Genomic DNA, 20,997 nt, shown 5'->3' on the forward strand with positions numbered 1-20,997 from the left:
TTATGAAGAATACGTCGTCCCTATTTCGTGTCCTCTTTTTTCTGCTAGCTCTGTCTTTCAGCCTTTCCGCCCAAAAAATTCAGGTGGGCGCTTATTCATTACGCGTGAACGGGACGCAACAGGAGAAAAATCACTGGGGGCCATCCGAGATTACCTACCGTGTCGCGAATGACAGTTTGGTTTTCCAGGTATCCGAATTTCTTTGGGATGAAAAAACAAAATCGGCGCAAGCAAAAGGTGGCGAAATTCCCGGAGAGAAATTAGGCCACAAGAATGCTCGGTGGCAGATAGATGCGATGCAATTCGAACCAGCGAATGGCACATTGCGGATTATTTCGGCTGATTGGATCGAAGGCGATCAAACCAAAAACGGGGAGGGTTCCCTCACACTTAGAAGAAAAGACACCTATTTCAGTTTCGAATTTAGGGGCTCAGAGCCCACGACTTTTACTGGGGAAGCCTGGACAGCGGAAGGCGCACCTTATTACAAGGATTTGCGCAAAGGCCTGCGTAATGGCGTCTTGCGTTTTGGGAATTTAGGCGCGATGTCTGCGCCTTTGATTGCGTTTTTGCCGGATTCCACGATTCTAGTGCCCACGGGAAGGTGGACGAGCCTTTTGAGTGAGGGCGATTCGTTATGGCGGACTGAATTAACGGGCCAGTGGTATCCGAAGAGCCAAACCTTTCATTTCAAGAAATTACCCGGCGCTAGCAACCGCGCCCTGTTTGAGGATACTTTCCACGAGATGCGGATGTCGGTGGATTTAGGTGTCTTGCGGGTGAGGGAAAAACGCATTGATTTTTACCAAATCTCGGGCCGCAATCAAGTGCCCGCCTGGCTAGAATCGAAGGATTATTATAACGGCGGTCGCATCCAAGATTTACAAGGCATGTTAACGTATAGCCCTATGCGCATCCTCTACCGCTATTTAGTGGAAAATAAAGCCCAAAGCGCAACCATCGGCGACCTCGCCGTTTTAATGAATCGCAAGCCGGAGCAACTACTTGCGGGTTTCCAATCCTTCGTGGAAGCGGGCTATATGCAAGTGGAGGGCGATGTCTACTCGTTCACGAATCAGGGCAAGCATTACGCGCGGGTAGCCTATGAAAAAAAGGATTTTGACACGTTTTATGCGGCTTCGATGGGGGATCGTTTGGACGCTGATTCGGCTTCGATCAGCCTGGATTTAGTCGATAAGAAATTGCGTATCAGGGGGATTCAACAGGTGATGATTTCGGATTCTTTGAAGGCAGAATTTATTCCTTACGACGAGGCCTTGACCTTCCAAAAAGGCCGCGATTTCAATTTCCCTGGCGAAATCAAGATCGGGGATTACCGTTTCCGTGGCCCCGATTTTGCCTTTAAATTCAATGATTTTACGGCGCAATTTTCGAAAATTGATTCGATCACTTTTATCCCCAAAGGGCAATCCAAAGAGTTTGGAGGGCAATTCAGGTACGAATCTGGCTCCTTAATTTTAAGTGAACCAGGGAATAAATCGGGACGTTTTGGGGTGGCAGAATACCCTAAATTAATCATCCCTAAAGGCATGACCGCGCATTTCGACGAGTCCTGGCGTGCAAACGGGGTATACGATACGACGCACTATTTTAAAGTGCCCAGCATCGCCCTAGATAGCTTAACGCAGAAGGCGCCTATTTTCGTGGGCAGCTTTCACTCGAAGGGACTTTTGCCGGTATTTACGACGCAGTTAGTGTTGAAGCCAGACCAAAGCTTTGGCTTTACTTACCTCCCTAAAACACCACTTAAAATCTACCAAAACAGAGCGACTCTAACAACCAGCGCTCCCATCGAAATGGACAAAAAAGGCTTGCACACAGCAGGCAACTTTTCCATCGAGGGTTTTCAATCGAGCACAAAGGAGTCCTTCCTGTATCCTGATTCTTTAATCAGTATCGGGCTAGGCGGTAAACTAGGAGAAATGGCGAATAAAAAAGGACCCATCGCCACGCTACCTGCACACCGCTTTGCTTGGCTGCCTCGCGAAGATTCCCTCGCGATTTATCCGGAGAAAAACTCCTTCGCCTTGTATGCAAATCAATTGCAATTAGAGGGTCCGGTTTGGATGCACAAAAAGCAGGTTTTCGGGAAAGGGGAGATTACATTAGGAGATGGCAAGCTGAAGTCAGAGCTTTTTTATTTCCAGCCAGCCACCTGGAAATCGAAGGAGGCAAGTCTGGCGATAGGGCTTAAAAAGCCCGTTTTTCAAGCAGAAAAAATAGACATTGAGGCCGCGCCGGGAGCCGTGAATCTGAGCTTTAAACCAGTCGAAGAGTCGCCTGCGAAACTACCTATCCAAAATTACACCACTACTTATTCAGGGGCGGTTTGGGAACAAAAAAACCAGAAAATCAAACTGACTAAGCCGGAATTAAGTTCGCTAGATTCTGCCTCGAAAGCGGCTCCCATTGTAGCTAAGGCCGGTGTATTAGACCAGGTTTCGGAGGTATTATCGTTGGAAGGCGTGAAGGAAATCGAAATCGGTCCAGCTACCGTATATCCGGCAAAAGGACTGTTGGCGATCGCGAAAGGCGGACAATTCAAATCACTTACCGGGGCGCGGGCGACGGTGAATGGACATGTTTTGGCAAACATCAACACCATCACCGCAAACGCACAGAAATTTACGGGGACGGCGAACTACCTGCTGCCCGTCGAAGGAAGCGACTCGCTGGTCATCCCCATGAAAAACTTCGATTTTCTGCCCGAGGGGATTCGCGCGGAGGCACGCTACATCGAAAAAACACCACTAAAATTAACGGCCCACCAGGAATTCAAAGGGGACGTTTATTTCTTATCAGAGAAACCAAGTCTTGAGTTCAAAGGCTCGATTCGGCCTTTATTAGGGACATTGAAGTTCAAAACCGCCTGGATCCCCTTCGCAAATTCGAAAGGAATCGTGGTGAACGACGAGTTGAAAGACGAATTAGGTCGCTCCGTTACCGCCGGTATTTTCGTGAATGCGGATAACAAATTATACCCCTCGTTCTTAGGCCCGATGTCGAACGAAGACGACCCCGTTTTGTTCAAAGCGGCGGGCGAAGTGACGGAGGCATCCGAAGTGTACAGCATCAAAAATGCGGAATCTCAGATGCATTTATCGATTCCGAAAAAGCGAGTGGACACGGACGGGATGGTCCAATTATTTACGGGGAATAAGCTGGTGAGGTCTTTTGGCAAGATTTCGATGTCCCTAGATACGCTGATCCCACGCATTGAATCCTGGTTAAGTTTGCAGTTCCAAGTACCGGTTCCTATCCTGGCGAAAATGGGCGATCGCATTGTCCGCTACAACTTAGACGAAGGTTTGCTGACGGCAGCGGCGGATGAGCCGGCTGATCGAGACGAATACTTGAAACGAGTGGAACCGATTTTAGGGAAAAAGATCCCAGAAACAACGAAGGCGCGGATGGACCGCGAGCATTTGGCTTTGGACAAAGTAGATCCCGATTTCGCCTCCATGATTAACTTCTCCTCCATTAAATGGGCCTGGTCGCCTAATTTGAGCGCTTTTTACTCGATCGGCGACTTGCCATTGATAAATGTAGGCCCAGTGGATGTGAATGCGACGGTGAAGGGTTTTATGGAGGTTATTAAGAAGCCGTCCAAAGAAGAGTTTTACGGCTATTGGGAATTATCCGAAGATCTTTGGTATTATTTCGCTTATTTTGAGGGCGAATTAGGGGTCTATTCCTCCGATAATGCTTTCCTTGCTACCGTGCGAGAGTCGATGAAGACACAGAAGAAAGGCGGTATCAAGGTAGTAGAGGCTGCTGCGGAAGAAAAGAATGCTTTTGTAAAACGCTTTAATGCGTATTATAAACCACTCATTCCGGTGAAGAAGGCGCCAGTGAAAAAAGAACCTGAAAAAACAAAACCAGCCAAGAAAGGCAAAGAAAAGAGCGGTGGATTTTAAGAGTATAACCTTTTTAAAGAATTTTTTTGATTGCCTAGACCGCTGGGGTCTGGTGCGTCGCGATCCGTTTGGGAATCCGATCGGGATGAAACGGATTATCGTATTCGTTTTAGGCTGGTTAACCTACGCGCGTTTAAGCATTTACAATAAGACCGAGATTAAAGGAACGGAAAAGATCGTGGATTTGCCTCGCGAAGGCGTCCTGTTCCTATCAAATCACCAAACCTATTTCATGGACGTGATTTGCCTTTACCACATCTTCTTCTCTGTTAAATGGCGGATAAATAACAGTATCCGCTTCCCGTTTTACCTGTTGGGGCCACGTTCACGCCTATTTTACGTTGCCGCATCCGAAACGATGAAGGAGGATGGTTTTCTTCCTCGTGTCTTCTCCTTGGCGGGGGCTATTCTAGTGAATCGCTCGTGGCGAGCACACGGACAAGATGTGAAACGCGAAGTAGACTTAGAAGCCCAAAATAAAGTCACAAAAGGGCTCGATTTCGGCTGGGTGGTTAGTTTCCCACAAGGAACCACGCGTGCTTTTGCTCCCATTCGTAAAGGAACGGCGCACTTGATTAAGGCGGCGAATCCGATCGTCGTACCCGTCCAAATCAACGGCTTCAGACGCGCTTTTGACAAGAAAGGTTTCTTTTTGAAGAAACGCAACACGACCCTTAGCGTAGAATTCAAGGACCCGATTCGCTTTAAAGAATCGGACACCATCGAAGAAATTTTACAGCGAATTTCGGACGAAACCGGCATTCCGATGGTTGATACAAATGCTCAGTAAAACACAAGGCATCGTTATTTCGTACCTGCGGTACCGGGAAACCTCGATACTGGTGAACGTCTATACGTCGGAATTTGGCATTTGTTCTTACATCGAAAATGGAGTACGTTCTGCCAAAGCCAAGCACAAAATGGCCCTCTTCCAGCCGCTCACACAGCTCGATTTAGAGGTCTACCACAAACCAGGAAAGGGCCTGCACCGCATCTCGGAGGCCAAATGCTCCTTTCCTTACCAAGCCATTCCCTTCGACATCGCGAAGTCTTCGCTGGCGCTTTTCCTCTCGGAAGTATTAAGCAAAGTCTTGAAAGAAGAGGAAGCGAATCCAGTTTTATTTGAATTTTTATCCCAATCCTTGCAGTATTTAGACAGGGCTTCTGAACACTTTGAGAACTTCCATTTGCAGTTCCTTTGGCAACTCGCGTCTTTTTTGGGCTTCGGCGCCAGCACCTCCGCCGAATTTTACCAGCAATTAAAAGCCGCCGGCTGCATCGTTCCTACCTTCCAAGGATTGGATGCCTTGATTCAGGCTGATTATGGACACCCCATCGTGTTGCACCGGGCGGAGCGCAAAGAATTATTGGCGGGTATGCTAAATTATTACCAATTGCACATGGAAAATTTCGGAGAGATTCGTTCCTTGCAGATCCTACAAGAAGTTTTAGCCTAATGTCTAATCTGTATTCCCTGAAACCCTCGGCAACGCCGAACTATTTGGACATCACTTTTCAGTTTAGCCCTCGCAAACCGGGCAAACAAGTGATACAGCTACCCATTTGGCGTCCAGGGCGCTACCAAGCACAGAACTTCGCGAAAAACATTCCCGTTTTAAAGGCCTTCAGTGGAGGCGCGCCTATTGCGATTCACAAAGTAGCCTCGTCTACTTGGGAACTGGAGGGAACAGAACTAGTTGAAATACTTTACAGCTATTACGCAATTCAACCAGATGCGGGCGGTTCTGTGGTCGAGGAGGATTTGCTTTACATCAATTTCATTAACTGTCTTTTATACGTAAAAGGCCGCGAAAATGAGCGCTGCGAGATCCACATCGAAAAACCAGCTGGCTGGAAAAGCGTTTGCACGTTCAAGAATGGAGGCAAATACCGCGAGCTCGTGGACTCTCCTTACATCGCCGCACCTGCCATTTTTCAACATAAATGGAAATGCAATGGCGTGAAATTTGCTATCGATGTGGTGGGATCGCGCCAGGCTTTGACGAAGAAATTAACGGACGCTTACGAGAAATTCACTCAAACCCAGCTAGACTGGATGGGCCATTTTCCCGTCAAAGAATATCATTATATGCTTTGGGTTTGTCCTAAGCCCTATTACCACGGTGTGGAGCACACAAAATCAACGATGATGGTGATGGGACCGCCGGATCGCGATGCCTACGAAGACTTGATCGGCTTAGGTTCGCATGAATTATTCCACGTCTGGAACATAGCAACGATTCGCCCGAAGGAATTATTTCCCTATGCCTATCATCAGGAAACCCCGTTTTCGACGGGCTGGGTAGTAGAAGGTATCACGACTTATTTAGGGGATTGGTTCTTGTTTGAGTCGGGTGTTTGGACGAAGCAAGAATACCTGGCGGGACTTTTAGGGAATTTGAAATTGCATTTTGAACGGGATGGCCAGGCGCAGCAATCACTCGAAGAAAGTTCGATAGATTTATGGCTTGATGGCTATGGGACGAGTCTGCCGAACAAGCGAGTTTCTATTTATTACAAAGGGGCGGTGGTGGCCTTGGCTTTGGACCTAAAATTGCAGGCGAAAAATGGCAAATCAATCCGCGATGTGATGCAGGCTATGAACGCGGAATTCGGTCAGCTGAAAAAGGGGTACATGAAGGAGGACTTCATCCGCATTTGCGAAGAAATCTATGGCGATTCCTTGCAGGATTTCTTCCGTGACTATGTCGAAAAATCATCCGATATAATTACAGATTTACAAGGGATTTTGGCAAAATCAGGATTAAAATTCAATTACGACCTAGAAAAAGGCTGGACCTTACACTAAAATGTGCAATGAAAAGGCGTACATTGTCTTTTCGGTAGATATTTTGTCTTTTAGGTATCTACTAATTTTCCTCAGAGTTTAGGAATTTTACCGTAATGAAAGATTTCCCTACTTTAATTCGAAAGGCTCGATTAGACAAAGGCTACAGCCAGGACTACGTTTCCACGGAAATAGGCATCACTTTATCCGCTTATTCAAAAATTGAAAGAGGCCTGACGGACCCATCCTTGAGTCGAATGAAGCAAATCGCAGGGGTCCTTGAAGTAGATTTATCAGTACTATTTAGACCTAAAAATTACCCCCATTTCTCCGGTGTTGCCGATCCAGGTGGTGCCACCACCCCCGTTTCTCGCTACGAATTTGAAGCCTACGTAGGTTTAGTTCGTGACCTCCAGGAGCAATTGCGTGATTTAAACGATCGCCTCCTTTAATCCCCGTTTTCCATTGCGGAATCAGGGCTTATGCCTAAATTGCAGGTTCAAAATCAATTCCTATGTTGAATAGACCGCGTCGTAACCGTTCCACTGCCGCTATCCGCACGATGGTGGAGGAAAATCGCCTTTCGGTGAAGGATTTACTCTTCCCTCTTTTTGTGATGGATGGTACTGCTACGAAAACTGAAATCAAGTCGATGCCAGGCATTTACCGCTTCACGACCGACTTATTATTAAAGGAAATCGAGGCGTGTTTGAACCTGGGAATTACCTCTTACGCCCTTTTTCCTCAGGTGGCTGAGGAGCGCAAGGATTCGCTTGCGACGGAATCACATCGCCAGGGTAGTCTATATTTAGAGGCTATTCATGCCGTGACGAGTCGTTTTCCAGAGATTTCGATGTTAACGGACGTGGCGATGGACCCTTACAGTTCAGACGGACATGATGGGATCGTGAAGAATGGCGAGATTTTGAATGACGAGACTTTAGAGGTGTTGGCCAAAATGGCCGTAGCACAAGCCCAGGCCGGATCTAAACTGATCGGTCCGTCGGATATGATGGATGGTCGCGTGGGTTATTTACGCGAATCACTAGACGATGCTGGTTTCAAGAATGTGGGTATTATGGCCTATAGCGCGAAATATGCGTCCGCCTTCTACGGACCCTTCCGTGATGCGTTAGAGTCTGCGCCTAAATTTGGCGATAAGAAGACCTACCAAATGAACCCCGCAAACAGCCGCGAAGCCCTTCGCGAGGCGGAATTAGATGAATTAGAAGGAGCAGATTTCTTGATGGTTAAGCCGGCTTTGGCCTACTTAGACATCATTTCTTTACTCCGCGACAATACCAATTTACCAATCGCCGCCTACAACGTTTCTGGAGAATATGCGATGGTCAAAGCAGCCGCTGCAAACGGCTGGATTGATGGCGAAAAAGCGATGTTAGAAAGCTTGCTTTCGATGAAACGCGCTGGAGCCCAGGTGATATTGACCTATTTTGCCAAAGAATTTGCCCAATTAAAAATATCCTAACATGTCGTCAGACCGTTACATGCAACGAGGCGTTTCTGCCTCGAAAGAAGATGTTCACAAAGCCATTGCGAACTTAGACAAAGGCCTATTTCCGCAGGCATTCTGTAAAATCTCTCCAGATATCTTGGGAGGCGATGCAGACTATTGCAACATCATGCATGCGGATGGGGCGGGGACGAAATCGTCTTTGGCCTACCTATACTGGAAAGAAACGGGCGACATCTCCGTATGGCGCGGCATCGCACAGGATGCGGTCGTGATGAACACGGACGACTTAATCTGCGTAGGAGCCACCGACCAAATGTTGCTATCCAGCACCATCGGTCGCAATAAAAACTTGATCCCAGGCGAGGTCATCGCCGAAATCATCAACGGTACAGAAGAAGTCCTACAAATGTTACGCGATAACGGCATCGGCATCTATTCGACCGGTGGCGAAACCGCAGACGTGGGCGACTTAGTGCGCACGATCATCGTGGACAGCACAGTTATTGGCCGCATGAAGCGTTCAGACGTGATTTCAAACGGAAACATCCAAGCAGGCGATGTAATCATCGGCTTAGCCTCAGATGGCCAAGCGAACTACGAGAGGACTTATAACGGCGGAATGGGCAGCAATGGCTTGACCTCCGCTCGCCATGACGTTTTAGGCAAGTATCTAGCGACAAAATACCCTGAGTCTTTCGATCCATCGGTTCCGTCGGATTTAGTGTATTCTGGTTCCCGCAACTTAACCGAAGCGGTTCCTGGAACCCCTTTAAATGTAGGTCAATTAATTCTTTCCCCTACGCGTACTTACGCGCCAGTGGTGAAGGCTTTGTTGACTGAATTACGTCCTCATTTGCACGGAATGGTGCATTGTTCGGGTGGAGCTCAGACGAAAGTGATGCACTTTGTGAACAAGGTCCACGTGATTAAGGACAATTTATTCCCGATTCCTCCGCTGTTTGATTTGATCCAAAAAGAAAGTGGAACCAGCTTCAAAGAGATGTACCAAGTATTCAACATGGGCCATCGTTTAGAAGTCTATGCGAATCCAGCACACGCAGATGAAATCATTCGCATTTCTCAGTCCTTCGGTATTCCAGCTAAAATCGTGGGTCGCGTAGAGGCCTCAGCGACTAAGAAGCTGACCATCAGCAGTGAATACGGAGAATTTATTTATGAGTAGAGTTTGTAAATACGCAAATTAATTTTTAGATTTGCACCCCCATTTAAAAGGCTTTTAAAAGTTTTTCATTTGTCTTGAATCACTAGCCTCGTGGGATTGTTTCACTTAAATACAGTAAAAATGTACGCAATCGTAGAAATTGCCGGGCAGCAATTTAAAGTAGAAAAAGACCGTTCTGTATACACTCACCGTTTAGCGGGAGCAGAAGGCGCTGCACTGGTTATCGACAAGGTATTACTTGTTGACAATGACGGAAAGATTTCCGTAGGAGCTCCCACAGTAGCTGGAGCCACTGTTACAGCTAAAATTGTTGCACACGTTCGTGGCGAGAAAGTTTTAGTTTTCAAGAAAAAGCGTAGAAAGACCTACCAGAAAATGAATGGTCACCGTCAAGATTTGACAAAAGTATTGATTGAATCAATCAACGTAAAATAAGTCTTAAACTAAGCGATTCTTCGGAACGCATAAATAAATAATACCATGGCACATAAGAAAGGCGCCGGATCATCCAAAAACGGTCGCGAATCACATTCAAAACGATTAGGCGTTAAGTTATTTGGAGGTCAAGCAATCATTGCAGGAAATATCATCGTTCGTCAACGTGGTACTGCTCACAATCCTGGCTTAAACGTAGGAATCGGAAAAGATCACACATTGTTCGCTTTGACGGATGGTGTTGTTAAGTTCCAAAAAGGTTTCAAAGGACGTTCATTCGTTCACGTTTTACCTATCTCAGCTGACGCAACTCCAGCAGATGCACCAGCAAAAGCTCCTGCTAAGAAAGCAGCTCCAGCTCCAGTAGCTGAGGCAGCAGTGGAAGCAGCAGCAGAGGCTCCTGCTAAGAAAGCTCCTGCAAAGAAAGCAGCAGCTCCAGCAGCAGAGAAAAAAGCACCAGCGAAGAAAGCAGCTAAGGCTGAGTAATTTTCCTCGCTTAATAAGAAGACCCGGCATGCAAATGCCGGGTTTTTTTGTTTTTTGGAAACCAAATAGGCCGTACCTTTGTTCCATCTTTTAAATACCTTCCTCATGAACAATACGACAACTATCCATATTTACACTGAATCGACCCCTAATCCACATTCCATGAAGTTCGTCTTCAATATGGAATTATTGCCAGAGGGAATGTCATTCGATTACACCCAACCTGCAGATGGATTAACGAAAGAGAAGAACTCTCCTTTAGCCGTAGCCCTATTTGGATTTGATTTCGTTTCCCGCGTGTTCATCACTAACAACTTCATCACCTTAACGAAAACCGAGTCAGTGGCTTGGGAAGATGAATTGTTCGGAATCAAGACCTATTTAAAGAAGTATTTTGAAGAGAAACGCCCCGTTTTCTCTCTACCAGAATCAACGATTGCAGATGATCAATCATCAGACACACCTGCCGTCAAGCAAATCAAGCAAGCCTTAGACGAATACGTTCGCCCAGCAGTAGAATCTGATGGTGGCGCGATCACGTTCCACTCGTTTGACGAAGCATCTGGCCAAGTAAAAGTATTATTGCAGGGTTCTTGCTCTGGCTGTCCATCATCCACCATGACTTTAAAGCAAGGTATCGAAGCGCTATTAACGCGCATGGTGCCGGGTGTGAAGGAAGTGGTGGCGGAAGGGGTTTAAAATTTTCGCTTATTATAAAGCATAGAGCATAAAGCACAAAGAATAAAGTTGGATTAAAAAAAGGGACCGAGGTCCCTTTTTTTATGTATTCAGAAATGATTTAAACATTTCACGAAGGTTATCGCCGCAGGCGATGCCACCACGTGGTGGCCACCTCTATTCTTTGTGCTTTATTCTTTATTCTTTATTCTTTACAGATATTTTAGTACCTCTCTCAATTCAGCAACCTCCCTAAAATTCGCATGCTCCACTTTGTGCGAAACCACTTCATGGGCCCAAGTCGTGTGGTAAGGCACGTGAATTCCGTGTCCACCCACAGCGAGTACGGGAAGAATATCCGATTTTAATGAATTGCCAATCATCGTGAAGTGTGCAGGATCCACATCCAGGTGTTTGATCAATTTTAAATAATCGCTTTCCTGCTTATCCGACATGATTTCGATATGGTGGAAATATTGCTCTAGTCCAGATTTTGCTAGTTTGCGTTGTTGGTCCAACAGGTCGCCTTTCGTGGCTACGACTAAGCGGTATTTTCCTTGAAGTGCTTTCAATACTTCTTCCACACCTGGAAGAATTTCGATGTCACGCTCTAATAACTCTTTGCCTAAATTCAGAATCTTTTCGATTCCATCGAGGCCCATGGTGCCTCCCGAAACCTGAATTGCCGTTTCGACCATGGAAAGCATAAAGCCTTTGACGCCATAACCATAAAGAGCTAGGTTATTCATCTCGACTTTGAATAATTCCTGACCGGTCGTGTGGGATGGTAAATAGTCCTCTAAAAGCGCACAGAATTTATCTTCTGTCTCTCTGAAATAAGGCTCGTTCACCCAAAGGGTGTCGTCAGCGTCGAATGCGATTACGTGGTTCATATCGCGAAATTAAACAATAAAGCACAAAGCATAAAGTATAAAGTTCGTGTCGCCACAGGCGACGCGTATATGAAATGTTTTTGTACTATATTTCCTAAAACACAAAAATGGGGCCGAAGCCCCATTTTTAACCATCATTATTCTTTGTGCTTTTTTCTTTATGCTTTAAATTTTAAAGCGTCTCGCTTTGAAATTTAGTAGCTCGTCGCAATTGTAATAAAATCAGCCGCCACTAACGAAGCGCCACCGATTAAACCACCGTCTACGTCTGGACAAGCGAATAATTCTTTCGCGTTTTTCGCGTTGCAGCTTCCGCCGTATAGGATAGAGATGCTGTCGGCTAGGCTTTGGCCATATTGTTTAGCAATGTGTGCGCGTAAATAAGCATGCATTTCTTGAGCTTGATCTGAGGAAGCAGTTAAGCCTGTTCCGATCGCCCAAATAGGTTCGTAAGCGATGACCACTTTAGCGAAATCTTCAGCTGAAAGGTGGAATAAGCTTTCGGCTACTTGTTGTGCCACGTGGCCTAAGAAATCTGCGCCTTCGCGAGTTTCTAAGCTTTCGCCGCAGCAGAATAAAGGAGTTAAGCCGTTTGCTAAAGCAGCGTCTGTTTTAGCGGCTAATTGTTCGTTCGTTTCAGCGAAGTATTGACGACGCTCTGAGTGTCCTAAGATCACATATTGTACGCCAGCAGAGGCTAACATAGCAGCGGAAATCTCGCCTGTGTAAGCGCCTGAAGCTTTTTCGTGGCAGTTTTGGGCTGCGACAGCTAAGTTTGGAATGCCTTCAATTACTTGATTAACACCCGTTAAATACAAAGCAGGTGTCGACATAATCACCTGTACATCAGCGGAAACGCTAGACTTCACTAATTCTGCTACTTCTGTAGCCAAAACGAATGCCTCTTGCGCCGTTTTGTTCATTTTCCAGTTACCTGCAACAATTTTTTTTCTCATACGTTCATCATTTAAGCCTTAAAATTACGAATGCTTTCGGTGGAATGAAAATTAGCTCGAAAAATTAGCCCGGATATTTCTGAACATTCCCACAATTAGCGTATTTTCACACCTTATATGAACGTTAACCTTGCTATGAAAAAAATCAGCACCGGCCTCCTTCTTTTACTTTTCCCTTTCCTCTCTTTTTCACAGGATTTATTTCCGCATTCCCAACAAAAATGGGTGGATTCGGTATTCAATTCACTGAGTGTGGATGAGAAGATCGGCCAGCTATTGATGCCGCGGGGAAATGTGGCGGATACCTACGATACGACTCGTTTGTATTCGATCGTGAAGGACTACCATGTGGGAGGTTTTGTTCTTTTTAAAGGACATCCGGTGAAGCAGGCAGTGTTAGTAAATGAATTGCAGCGCCGGACAAGAGTGCCCCTGTTTATTGGGATGGATTTAGAGTGGGGTTTAGCGATGCGTTTGGATTCGACGTTCCGTTTTCCTTACCAAATGACCTTAGGCGCTATGCAAGGAAATACGGCCTTAATCGAGAAGATGGGCCTACAAATAGGAGAGCAATGCCGCAGAATGGGCGTTCATATTAATTATGCGCCGGTGGCGGATGTGAATAATAATCCGGCGAATCCGGTGATTAACTTTAGGTCTTTTGGGGAGAATCGGGAGGATGTGACGGCGAAAGCTTTGGCCTATATGAAAGGGCTTCAAAAGGCTGGAATCATTACTTCTGCGAAACATTTTCCAGGTCATGGGGACACCGGGGTGGATTCTCACTTTGATATTCCGGTCTTGAATCACTCGCGTTCACGCTTGGATAGTTTGGAATTGTTTCCCTATAAAGAGTTGATAGCCAATGGTTTACAAGGTGTAATGGTGGCGCATTTGAATTTGCCAGCATTGGATACCACGGCCTCCTTGGCTTCGACGCTTTCAAAACCGATTGTAACAGGTTTATTGCGGGATGAGTTAAAGTTTAAGGGCCTCGTTTTTACGGATGCGATGGATATGAAGGGGGCGACGAAAATGTTCCCAGAAGGCACGGCGAACGTGAAGGCGATTCTAGCTGGAAATGATATTTTGGAGACTTTTGTGGATGTTCCAGCGGCTTTTGAGGCGATTAAAAAGGCATTAACGAATGGAGAAATTTCGCAAGAAGATATTGATCAGCGAGTGAAGCGTATTTTGAATGCCAAAGCCTGGGCAGGTCTCGCCCACTATTCGCCTATCGTCGTGGAGAACTTGATAAAGGATTTGAACCCGATTAAATCAGAGGTCTTGAACCGCGAATTTGCCGAGAAAACGATCACGTTAATTAAGAATCCAGGCGAGCTAGTTCCTATTAAAGCCTTAGATAAAACACGCATCGCAACTCTGGCGATCGGGAAACCTTCTTATGGGTCTGCCTTCCCTACGGAGTTCCAAAAAATGGCCAACAACTACGTCGAAATGCCTCATTTCTATTTAGACGAAACGAGTGCAGATTCCACGATTACGCGCATTGAAAATACCTTAAAAACCTATGATGTGGTCTTGATGGGAATTCACAGCATTTCCATCCGTCCAGCGAACAATTACAGTTTGAAGCCGGCGATTAAGAATTTAGTGAACCGCTTTACATCGCCTAAAACGGTGGCGATTCATTTCGCGAACGTGAATACACTAACTCAATTCGATAGCTTGAAGAACGCGGGTGCTTTAATGACAGCTTACCAAGATGGGATTTCGCAGCAGGAAGCGGCGGCGGAAATTGTTTTTGGGGCGATTCCGGCGACCGGAAAATTACCGGTTAGTTTGAATGGAACCTATAAGCAGGGGATGGGTCTGACGACTACGTCTTTAGCGCGTTTGCAGTATAATTTATTGCCAGAGGCAGTGGGGATTTCGTCTGATTATTTGAATGCAAAAGTGGATTCGATGGCGAAATTAGCGATCGCGGTGAAGGGTGCTCCGGGTGTGGTGGTGTTGATTGCCAAAGAAGGCAAGGTCATTTACCACAAAGCTTTTGGCAACCAGATCTACGAATCGACTGTTCCATTGAAGACGTCTGACATCTTCGATTTGGCCTCTATTACCAAAATTTCAACTTCCGTTCCGGCCCTTATGAAATGGCAGGATGAGGGTAAATTCTCGTTGAAAACGACGATGGGACAACTGGTTCCCTCGTTTGCGAAATCAAATAAAACGGGACTTTTATACGAAGATGTGCTAACGCACCAAGCGCGCTTAAAGGCATGGATTCCGTTCTGGATGGACTACGTGGACAGCACGGATATGATTTTCCACAGCAAGAAATTCCAGGAAAAATTCACACAAGATGATGTGAAGTACAAATATGTGGAACGTTTCTTGAGCCCAGCATCTGGCGAGGCACGTTTGAAGAAAAATATCACCGACCAAAAGTCCATGTGGAAAGAATACGTGGACATCACAAAAGATGTGACGCGTTGGAAGCCATTTACGCTTTCCTATGCGCAATCCGAGGAATATCCGACGCAAGTGGCGCCTACTTTATGGGCACACAAAACGATGAAAGAGCGGATTATGACGGCGATTAAGGAAAGTCCTTTGCGCGAGAAAAAGGAGTATGTCTATTCGGATTTATCGTACTATTTATTGCCTTCGGAATCGCCTCGCTTGACGGGAAAACTTTGGACTGATTTCTTATCGGATACGTTTTATAAGCCATTAGGAGCGTCGACTTTGGCCTATCAAGCAGAAAAGCATTTTCCTTTAGCGCGTATCGTGCCATCGGAATACGATTCGCTTTTCCGCAAGACCTTAATTCATGGAAAGGTGCACGATGAAGGTGCGGCTCTTTTAGATGGTATTTCGGGCCACGCGGGCTTATTCGGGAATGCGAATGACTTAGCGAAATTGATGCAGATGTACCTGCAAAAAGGATACTATGGCGGCCAGCAATTCATCCAAGAATCGACGATTAAGCAATGGACTTCTTATCCATTTAGTGCGTCTGAAAATGCGCGTCGCGGGGTAGGTTTTGACAAGGTGGATCGCAATAAAGCGGGTATTTCGGCGGCGGCTTCGGCGAGCGCGGAGAGTTTTGGGCATTCTGGATTTACGGGAACCTATACTTGGGTGGATCCAGCTCAGGATTTAGTGTATGTGTTTTTATCGAACCGAGTGTATCCGACGCGGAATAATTCCAAAATTTCCGACATGAATATCCGCACCGGAATTAACGAAGTCATTTATCAAGCCATTAAAAAAGGAAACTAATATGCGCATATTAATCACGGGAGGTACGGGTTTTGTGGGGGCAGCTCTGAAGCAATTTTTGCTTACTCAGGGCCATGAGGTCGTGATTTTATCTCGCTCTGGCGGCGATTTCCAATGGGATGTTTCCTATGGTTATATCGATCCAGCGGCCTTCACTGGCGTCGAGGCAATCGTGCATTTAGCGGGTGCTGGCATTGCAGACGAACGTTGGTCAGCAGCGCGCAAAAGAGAATTAGTGAATAGCCGCGTGCGTAGCACCGCGGTTTTATACCAAGCGTTATCCACCATTCCTCATTCCATTAAAACGGTTATTTCTGCTTCTGCTATCGGTTTTTATGGGGCAGATACGGGTGAAGCGGAGTGCGTCGAAACCTCACCGGTGGGACTTGATTTTTTAGCGGATTGTACCAAACAGTGGGAAGAGGCAGTCGACCAAATCGCTACTTTAGGCATTCGTCTAGCCAAAGTCCGCATCGGCTTAGTGATGGGTGCAGAAGGCGGTATTTTTCCCGTAATCTCGAAACCAATTCGTTGGGGTCTAGGCGCAAATCTAGGTTCCGGAAAGCAATGGCAATCCTGGATTCATATGACCGACCTTTTGAGAATTTTTAACGAGTTATTGATAAATCCTGCCTTGTCTGGCGTCTATAATGGAGTGGCTCCCGAGCCGATTCGGGCGGGTGAAATGAATAAACAAATTGCGTCCGCTTTGCGTAAACCCTTCTTTTTGCCTTCCATCCCCGGCTTTTTACTGCGCCTCGTTTTAGGCGAAATGGCCTGTTTAGTGCTGGGCGGTAGCCGCGTGTCTTCGGCGAAAATAGAAAAAGACGCGACCTTTTCCTTTACTTTTGTTCGCTTCGAGGAAGCATTAAAAGAAATTCTACATGTCTAAAAAAATATTGATTTATTGCGGGTCTTCTAGAGGCCACAATCCGGTATATGCGGAGCAAGTGGTAAAATTAGCTCAGGCCTTGCATGCCCATGGATGCCAGGTGATTTTTGGCGCTGGAAGCGTGGGTTTGATGGGTGTTTTAGCTGATGAATTCTTGCGTTTAGGTGGTCACGCGATTGGAGTGATTCCTCAGTTTATGGAACCTTGGGAAGTGAAGCACAAGGGCTTGCCTGAATTACATGTGACGGATACGATGCACACGCGTAAGGCCTTGATGGCTGATATGGCGGATGGGGTGATTGCGATGCCGGGAGGTTTTGGGACTTTGGACGAATTATTCGAAATCCTAACTTGGAAGCAATTAGACTTACATGAGATGCCTGTTTCGGTGTTTAATATCAACGGCTATTTCGACCATCAATTGAAGCAAATCCAGCACATGGTGGATGAAGGTTTCTTGAAGCAACCGAATATGGATGCCTTGCAAGTGGAGTCTGATCCGGAGAAATTAGCGGATTGGATGATGGCCTATGAGCCGGAGAAAATGGAGAAAAAGTGGATTTACGTGGGATGAGAAAAACCTTGTTCTTCTTATTGATGTCTGTTTGTCTAATGGCACAGAAGACCCCAGAAAATTTGGGGTCAGCTGTGAATTCGGAGTATTCAGAATTAAATCCGGTGATTTCACCGGATGGAAGAACGCTGTATTTTGGACGTAAAAGTCATCCGGCTAATCGCTATGGGGTGAAAGGCTCAGAGACGATCTCGGGCTCACAGGATATTTGGTTCTCCGAAAAAGTAGGGGATACTTGGAGCACCGCTCGTCGTCTATCCGAAGTATTAAACCGCGATCAATACAACACCATTTTATCGATTTCCCCTGATGGCCAAACCATCCTCTTAAAAGGCGCTTACGTAAACGGCACTTACGAAACGCGGGGTTTCTCGATTTCCAATAAAACGACTGCCGGCTGGACGGTTCCAGTTAAAATCGAAATCCCTGGCTATGAGCAAATGAGCAAGGGGAAAAACGAATATGGGTATTTAACCATGGACGGGAAGGCCTTGCTACTTGCCTTCGCTCGCAAGAAAAACAGCGAAGACGACGATTTATATGTGAGCTTTTTTGAGGAGGGCCGCTGGACGCGTCCTTTGGATTTAGGAGAAACCATCAACACGAAATATTCCGAGACGACGCCATTCCTTTCCGCTGATGGAAAGACGCTTTATTTCTCCTCGGATCGCCCAGGAGGACAAGGGAGCCAAGATATTTACCTCACCCGTCGCCTAGATGACACCTGGCAAAACTGGCGCAAGCCCCAAAACCTCGGCTCACCCATCAACACCGAAGAATACGATGCTTATTATTCCATCGCCGCGAAAGGGGATTATGCCTATTTTATGTCGGGGAAGGGGTCGCTGGGGAAGAAGGATATATTTCGACTTTCAGTCGAGTCGCCTACGGCCGGCGATGCCGGCGGAGGCTTAGTCAATAAGTCGTCACAGGTCGGCGGAGCAGCCCCTGACTTAGTCAAAGAGTCGCCTGACGCCTCCGGCGCTGTCAATAAGTCGTCACTTCGTGACTTAGTCAATGGGTCTCCTCAAAGCGGCATAGTCGGTGGATCCACTCGCTCGGTGACCTCACAGGAATCCGATCCGGTGGTTTTATTATCGGGGACGGTGTTGAATCAGCAGACCGGAAAAGTGCCTGAGGATGCTTCAGTGACTTATGAGGATTTATCTACGGGTAAGGTATTAGGCCAGGCGAAGCCAGATCCGAATAGCGGTAAGTATAAATTAGTCTTGCCGTTCGGTAAGAATTACGGAATTACGGCGAAGGCCAAAGGTTTCATCCCTGCTTCTACGAACTTGGATTTAAGCACCATGAAGGGGCGCTATTTAGAATTAGATGACCGCGATCTGTCGATGGTTCCATTGCTGAAAGGAAACACGGCGACGATTAATAACCTCTTCTTCGATTTAGGGAAGGCCACGTTGAAACCGGAATCGGAGCCTGAATTGAAGCGCATTTTACAGGTGATGACGGAGAATAAGTCACTTGTGATCGAGATTAGTGGGCATACGGATAATACCGGTTCAGATGAAATCAACGATAAATTATCTCTAGAGCGGGCAAATGCGGTAAAAGATAATTTGTTAAAAGGAGGCATCGATACGTCCCGAATTCGGACAAAAGGATACGGTAAGTCTAAGCCGAAAGCGGATAACTCGACAGAGGAAGGTCGCCAAATCAACCGCCGCGTAGAAATTGAAATCTTATAATATGGAGCCCAAAAAGAATTGGAAATACGTGCCCGCACCGCCGGCCGCAGAGGTAGAGGCGTTAGGGGAGGCTTTGGGACTTAAGAACTCCTATTTTTTATCCTTACTAGTCTCTCGCGGAATCAAGACCTTCGAAGAAGTGAAGGATTTTATGGTTCCAGAGGTCAATCAACTGCACGACCCTTTCCTGATGAAGGATATGGACAAAGCTGTAGAAAGACTCGGACTGGCACTTGAATCAGGGGAGAAAATCTTGATTTATGGTGATTATGACGTGGACGGTACCACTGCAGTTACTTTAGTCTATAGTTATCTAGCCGGTATTTTAGGAGCAGATTGCGACTATTACATTCCAGATCGCTATGCGGAAGGCTATGGCGTTTCTCAGGCGGGCATTCAATATGCGCTAGACAATAATTATACCTTAATCATCTCCCTCGACTGCGGCATCAAGGCACACGAACGCGTCGCCTGGTGCAACGAAAATGGGATTGATTTCATCATCTGTGATCACCATTTACCTGAAGCAACAATCCCAGATGCGGTCGCGGTTTTAGACCCGAAACGCAAGGATTGCCCCTATCCATTCAAGGAATTAACGGGTGCAGGGGTAGGTTTCAAATTGATGATGGCCTTTGCCATCGCAAACGATTTAGAACTCGATCCACTGTGGGAGTCGATGGATTTATTAGCCTGCAGTATTGCGGCTGATATTGTGCCGATGAATGGGGAGAACCGGGTATTAGCCTTTTTTGGTCTAGCTAAATTAGGCTCAAACCCCTGCCCAGGCTTAGGGTATTTATTGAAGAAGGCGAAGAAAAAAGCGCCTATTCAGATCTCCGATATTGTCTTCTCGATTTCACCTATCATCAATGCGGCGGGGCGAATGGACCATGCGCATGGAGCTGTGAAATTGATGCTAGCTGCTGATGATCAAGAGGCGGAGGCTTTAGCGGAAGCCGTGATTCAGCAGAATCTGGATCGCAGAGTAGTGGAGAAGGAGATTGTGGGGCAGGCTTTGGCGATGTTTGAAGGGAATGAGTTCTTGCTTTCAGCCCGCAGTACGGTCTTGTTTAATTCGGGCTGGCATAAAGGTGTCGTGGGAATCGTGGCGAGTAAAATCCAAGATCAGTATTTTAGACCGACGATCATTTTAACGGAATCCCATGGACAATTAGTGGGTTCGGCTCGCTCAGTACGTGGTTTTGACGTGCATCATGCACTAGAGGAGTGTGCTGATTTATTAGAGCAATTCGGGGGGCATACGCATGCGGCTGGCTTACATTTAAAGCCTGAAAATTTACAGGCCTTTATTGAAAAGTTTGAAAAAATTGCGCAAGAAGGTTTAGCGAATATCTCGCCGAAAGCGGATTTGCCGGTAGACTTACAGATTCCTTTAGAGGCCTTGAGTTTGTCGTTTTATGACAAGCTATTAGTTCGTTTGTCTCCCTATGGACCGGGAAATATGTTGCCTAATTTTGTTTCAGGACCAGTTTTTGTGACCAAAAGTCCTTTCGTGATGAAAGAGGAGCACTTGAAAATCTACGTGGGATCGACGCCGGATGAGCGGGGATTAGAGGCCGTAGGTTTTGGGATGAAAGCAGATTTTTATGATGGTTTATGTGCCGCATATGAGCAGCGATTACCTATTCAGCTGGTGTATCACCTGGAAGTAAATGAATACCTTGGGAACCGAACTTTGCAATTACGGGCCTTAGATTTTGCATCATTTAATTAAAAAG

At 46.3% G+C, this 20,997-nt stretch carries 16 protein-coding genes and 1 pseudogene; 15 read left to right on the forward strand and 2 right to left on the reverse strand.

Annotation, left to right across the window (positions count from 1 at the left end):
* Positions 1-2: 2 nt before the first annotated feature.
* The 10 genes and pseudogenes from V7S74_RS06940 (at position 3) to V7S74_RS06985 (ending at position 11,003) form a co-directional block, all read left to right on the forward strand.
* Complete coding sequence (locus V7S74_RS06940; protein WP_406778052.1) at positions 3-3,938, forward strand: hypothetical protein; 3,936 nt, start codon at positions 3-5, stop codon at positions 3,936-3,938.
* Between the two features lie 85 nt (positions 3,939-4,023).
* The gene (locus V7S74_RS06945; RefSeq protein WP_406778053.1) at positions 4,024-4,728 is read left to right on the forward strand and encodes a lysophospholipid acyltransferase family protein; all 705 of its coding nucleotides are present in this window, start codon (positions 4,024-4,026) and stop codon (positions 4,726-4,728) included.
* Positions 4,718-5,395 (forward strand): DNA repair protein RecO, encoded by a 678-nt coding sequence (recO, locus tag V7S74_RS06950; protein WP_406778054.1) that lies wholly within the window; start codon positions 4,718-4,720, stop codon positions 5,393-5,395. Before V7S74_RS06945 ends, recO begins: the two co-directional genes overlap by 11 nt.
* Positions 5,395-6,747, forward strand: coding sequence for a M61 family metallopeptidase (locus tag V7S74_RS06955; protein ID WP_406778055.1), 1,353 nt, complete (start codon positions 5,395-5,397; stop codon positions 6,745-6,747). Before recO ends, V7S74_RS06955 begins: the two co-directional genes overlap by 1 nt.
* Positions 6,748-6,842: 95 nt before the next feature.
* Positions 6,843-7,178 (forward strand): helix-turn-helix domain-containing protein, encoded by a 336-nt coding sequence (locus V7S74_RS06960; RefSeq protein WP_406778056.1) that lies wholly within the window; start codon positions 6,843-6,845, stop codon positions 7,176-7,178.
* 62 nt (positions 7,179-7,240) lie between these two features.
* The gene (hemB, locus tag V7S74_RS06965; protein ID WP_406778057.1) at positions 7,241-8,212 is read left to right on the forward strand and encodes a porphobilinogen synthase; all 972 of its coding nucleotides are present in this window, start codon (positions 7,241-7,243) and stop codon (positions 8,210-8,212) included.
* 1 nt (position 8,213) lies between these two features.
* Complete coding sequence (locus V7S74_RS06970) at positions 8,214-9,383, forward strand: AIR synthase related protein (protein ID WP_406778058.1); 1,170 nt, start codon at positions 8,214-8,216, stop codon at positions 9,381-9,383.
* Between the two features lie 120 nt (positions 9,384-9,503).
* Entirely contained in the window at positions 9,504-9,818 is a 315-nt protein-coding gene (gene rplU / locus V7S74_RS06975; RefSeq protein ID WP_130922523.1) for a 50S ribosomal protein L21, read from the forward strand.
* Between the two features lie 45 nt (positions 9,819-9,863).
* Positions 9,864-10,121 (forward strand): annotated as a pseudogene (gene rpmA / locus V7S74_RS06980) (50S ribosomal protein L27); the annotation flags it as partial.
* Between the two features lie 288 nt (positions 10,122-10,409).
* Positions 10,410-11,003, forward strand: a complete 594-nt coding sequence (locus V7S74_RS06985; RefSeq protein WP_406778059.1) for a NifU family protein — start codon at positions 10,410-10,412, stop codon at positions 11,001-11,003.
* Positions 11,004-11,194: 191 nt separating this feature from the next.
* On the opposite strand, the gene V7S74_RS06990 is transcribed toward V7S74_RS06985, so the two are convergent.
* Together V7S74_RS06990 and tpiA are read right to left on the reverse strand one after the other, a co-directional pair.
* Positions 11,195-11,875, reverse strand: a complete 681-nt coding sequence (locus V7S74_RS06990; protein WP_406778060.1) for an HAD family hydrolase — start codon at positions 11,873-11,875, stop codon at positions 11,195-11,197.
* A gap of 194 nt (positions 11,876-12,069) precedes the next feature.
* On the reverse strand, positions 12,070-12,831 hold the full coding sequence (gene tpiA / locus V7S74_RS06995) for a triose-phosphate isomerase (RefSeq protein ID WP_406778061.1): 762 nt from the start codon (positions 12,829-12,831) through the stop codon (positions 12,070-12,072).
* A 135-nt stretch (positions 12,832-12,966) separates the two neighbouring features.
* Here tpiA and V7S74_RS07000 point away from each other — a divergent pair, with 135 nt between their 5' ends.
* From V7S74_RS07000 to recJ, 5 genes are read left to right on the forward strand one after another with little or no spacing between them, the layout of a single operon-like run.
* On the forward strand, positions 12,967-16,080 hold the full coding sequence (locus tag V7S74_RS07000; protein ID WP_406778062.1) for a glycoside hydrolase family 3 N-terminal domain-containing protein: 3,114 nt from the start codon (positions 12,967-12,969) through the stop codon (positions 16,078-16,080).
* A 1-nt stretch (position 16,081) separates the two neighbouring features.
* On the forward strand, positions 16,082-16,972 hold the full coding sequence (locus V7S74_RS07005; protein ID WP_406778063.1) for a TIGR01777 family oxidoreductase: 891 nt from the start codon (positions 16,082-16,084) through the stop codon (positions 16,970-16,972).
* Entirely contained in the window at positions 16,965-17,546 is a 582-nt protein-coding gene (locus V7S74_RS07010; RefSeq protein ID WP_406778064.1) for an LOG family protein, read from the forward strand. The genes V7S74_RS07005 and V7S74_RS07010 overlap by 8 nt, the downstream gene beginning before the upstream one ends.
* Positions 17,543-19,255, forward strand: a complete 1,713-nt coding sequence (locus V7S74_RS07015; protein ID WP_406778065.1) for an OmpA family protein — start codon at positions 17,543-17,545, stop codon at positions 19,253-19,255. The genes V7S74_RS07010 and V7S74_RS07015 overlap by 4 nt, the downstream gene beginning before the upstream one ends.
* A gap of 1 nt (position 19,256) precedes the next feature.
* Positions 19,257-20,993, forward strand: coding sequence for a single-stranded-DNA-specific exonuclease RecJ (recJ, locus tag V7S74_RS07020; RefSeq protein ID WP_406778066.1), 1,737 nt, complete (start codon positions 19,257-19,259; stop codon positions 20,991-20,993).
* The last annotated feature ends 4 nt before the right edge of the window (positions 20,994-20,997 follow it).

The organism is Aquirufa novilacunae, assembly GCF_045310505.1.
GTDB classification, from domain to species: domain Bacteria; phylum Bacteroidota; class Bacteroidia; order Cytophagales; family Spirosomataceae; genus Aquirufa; species Aquirufa novilacunae.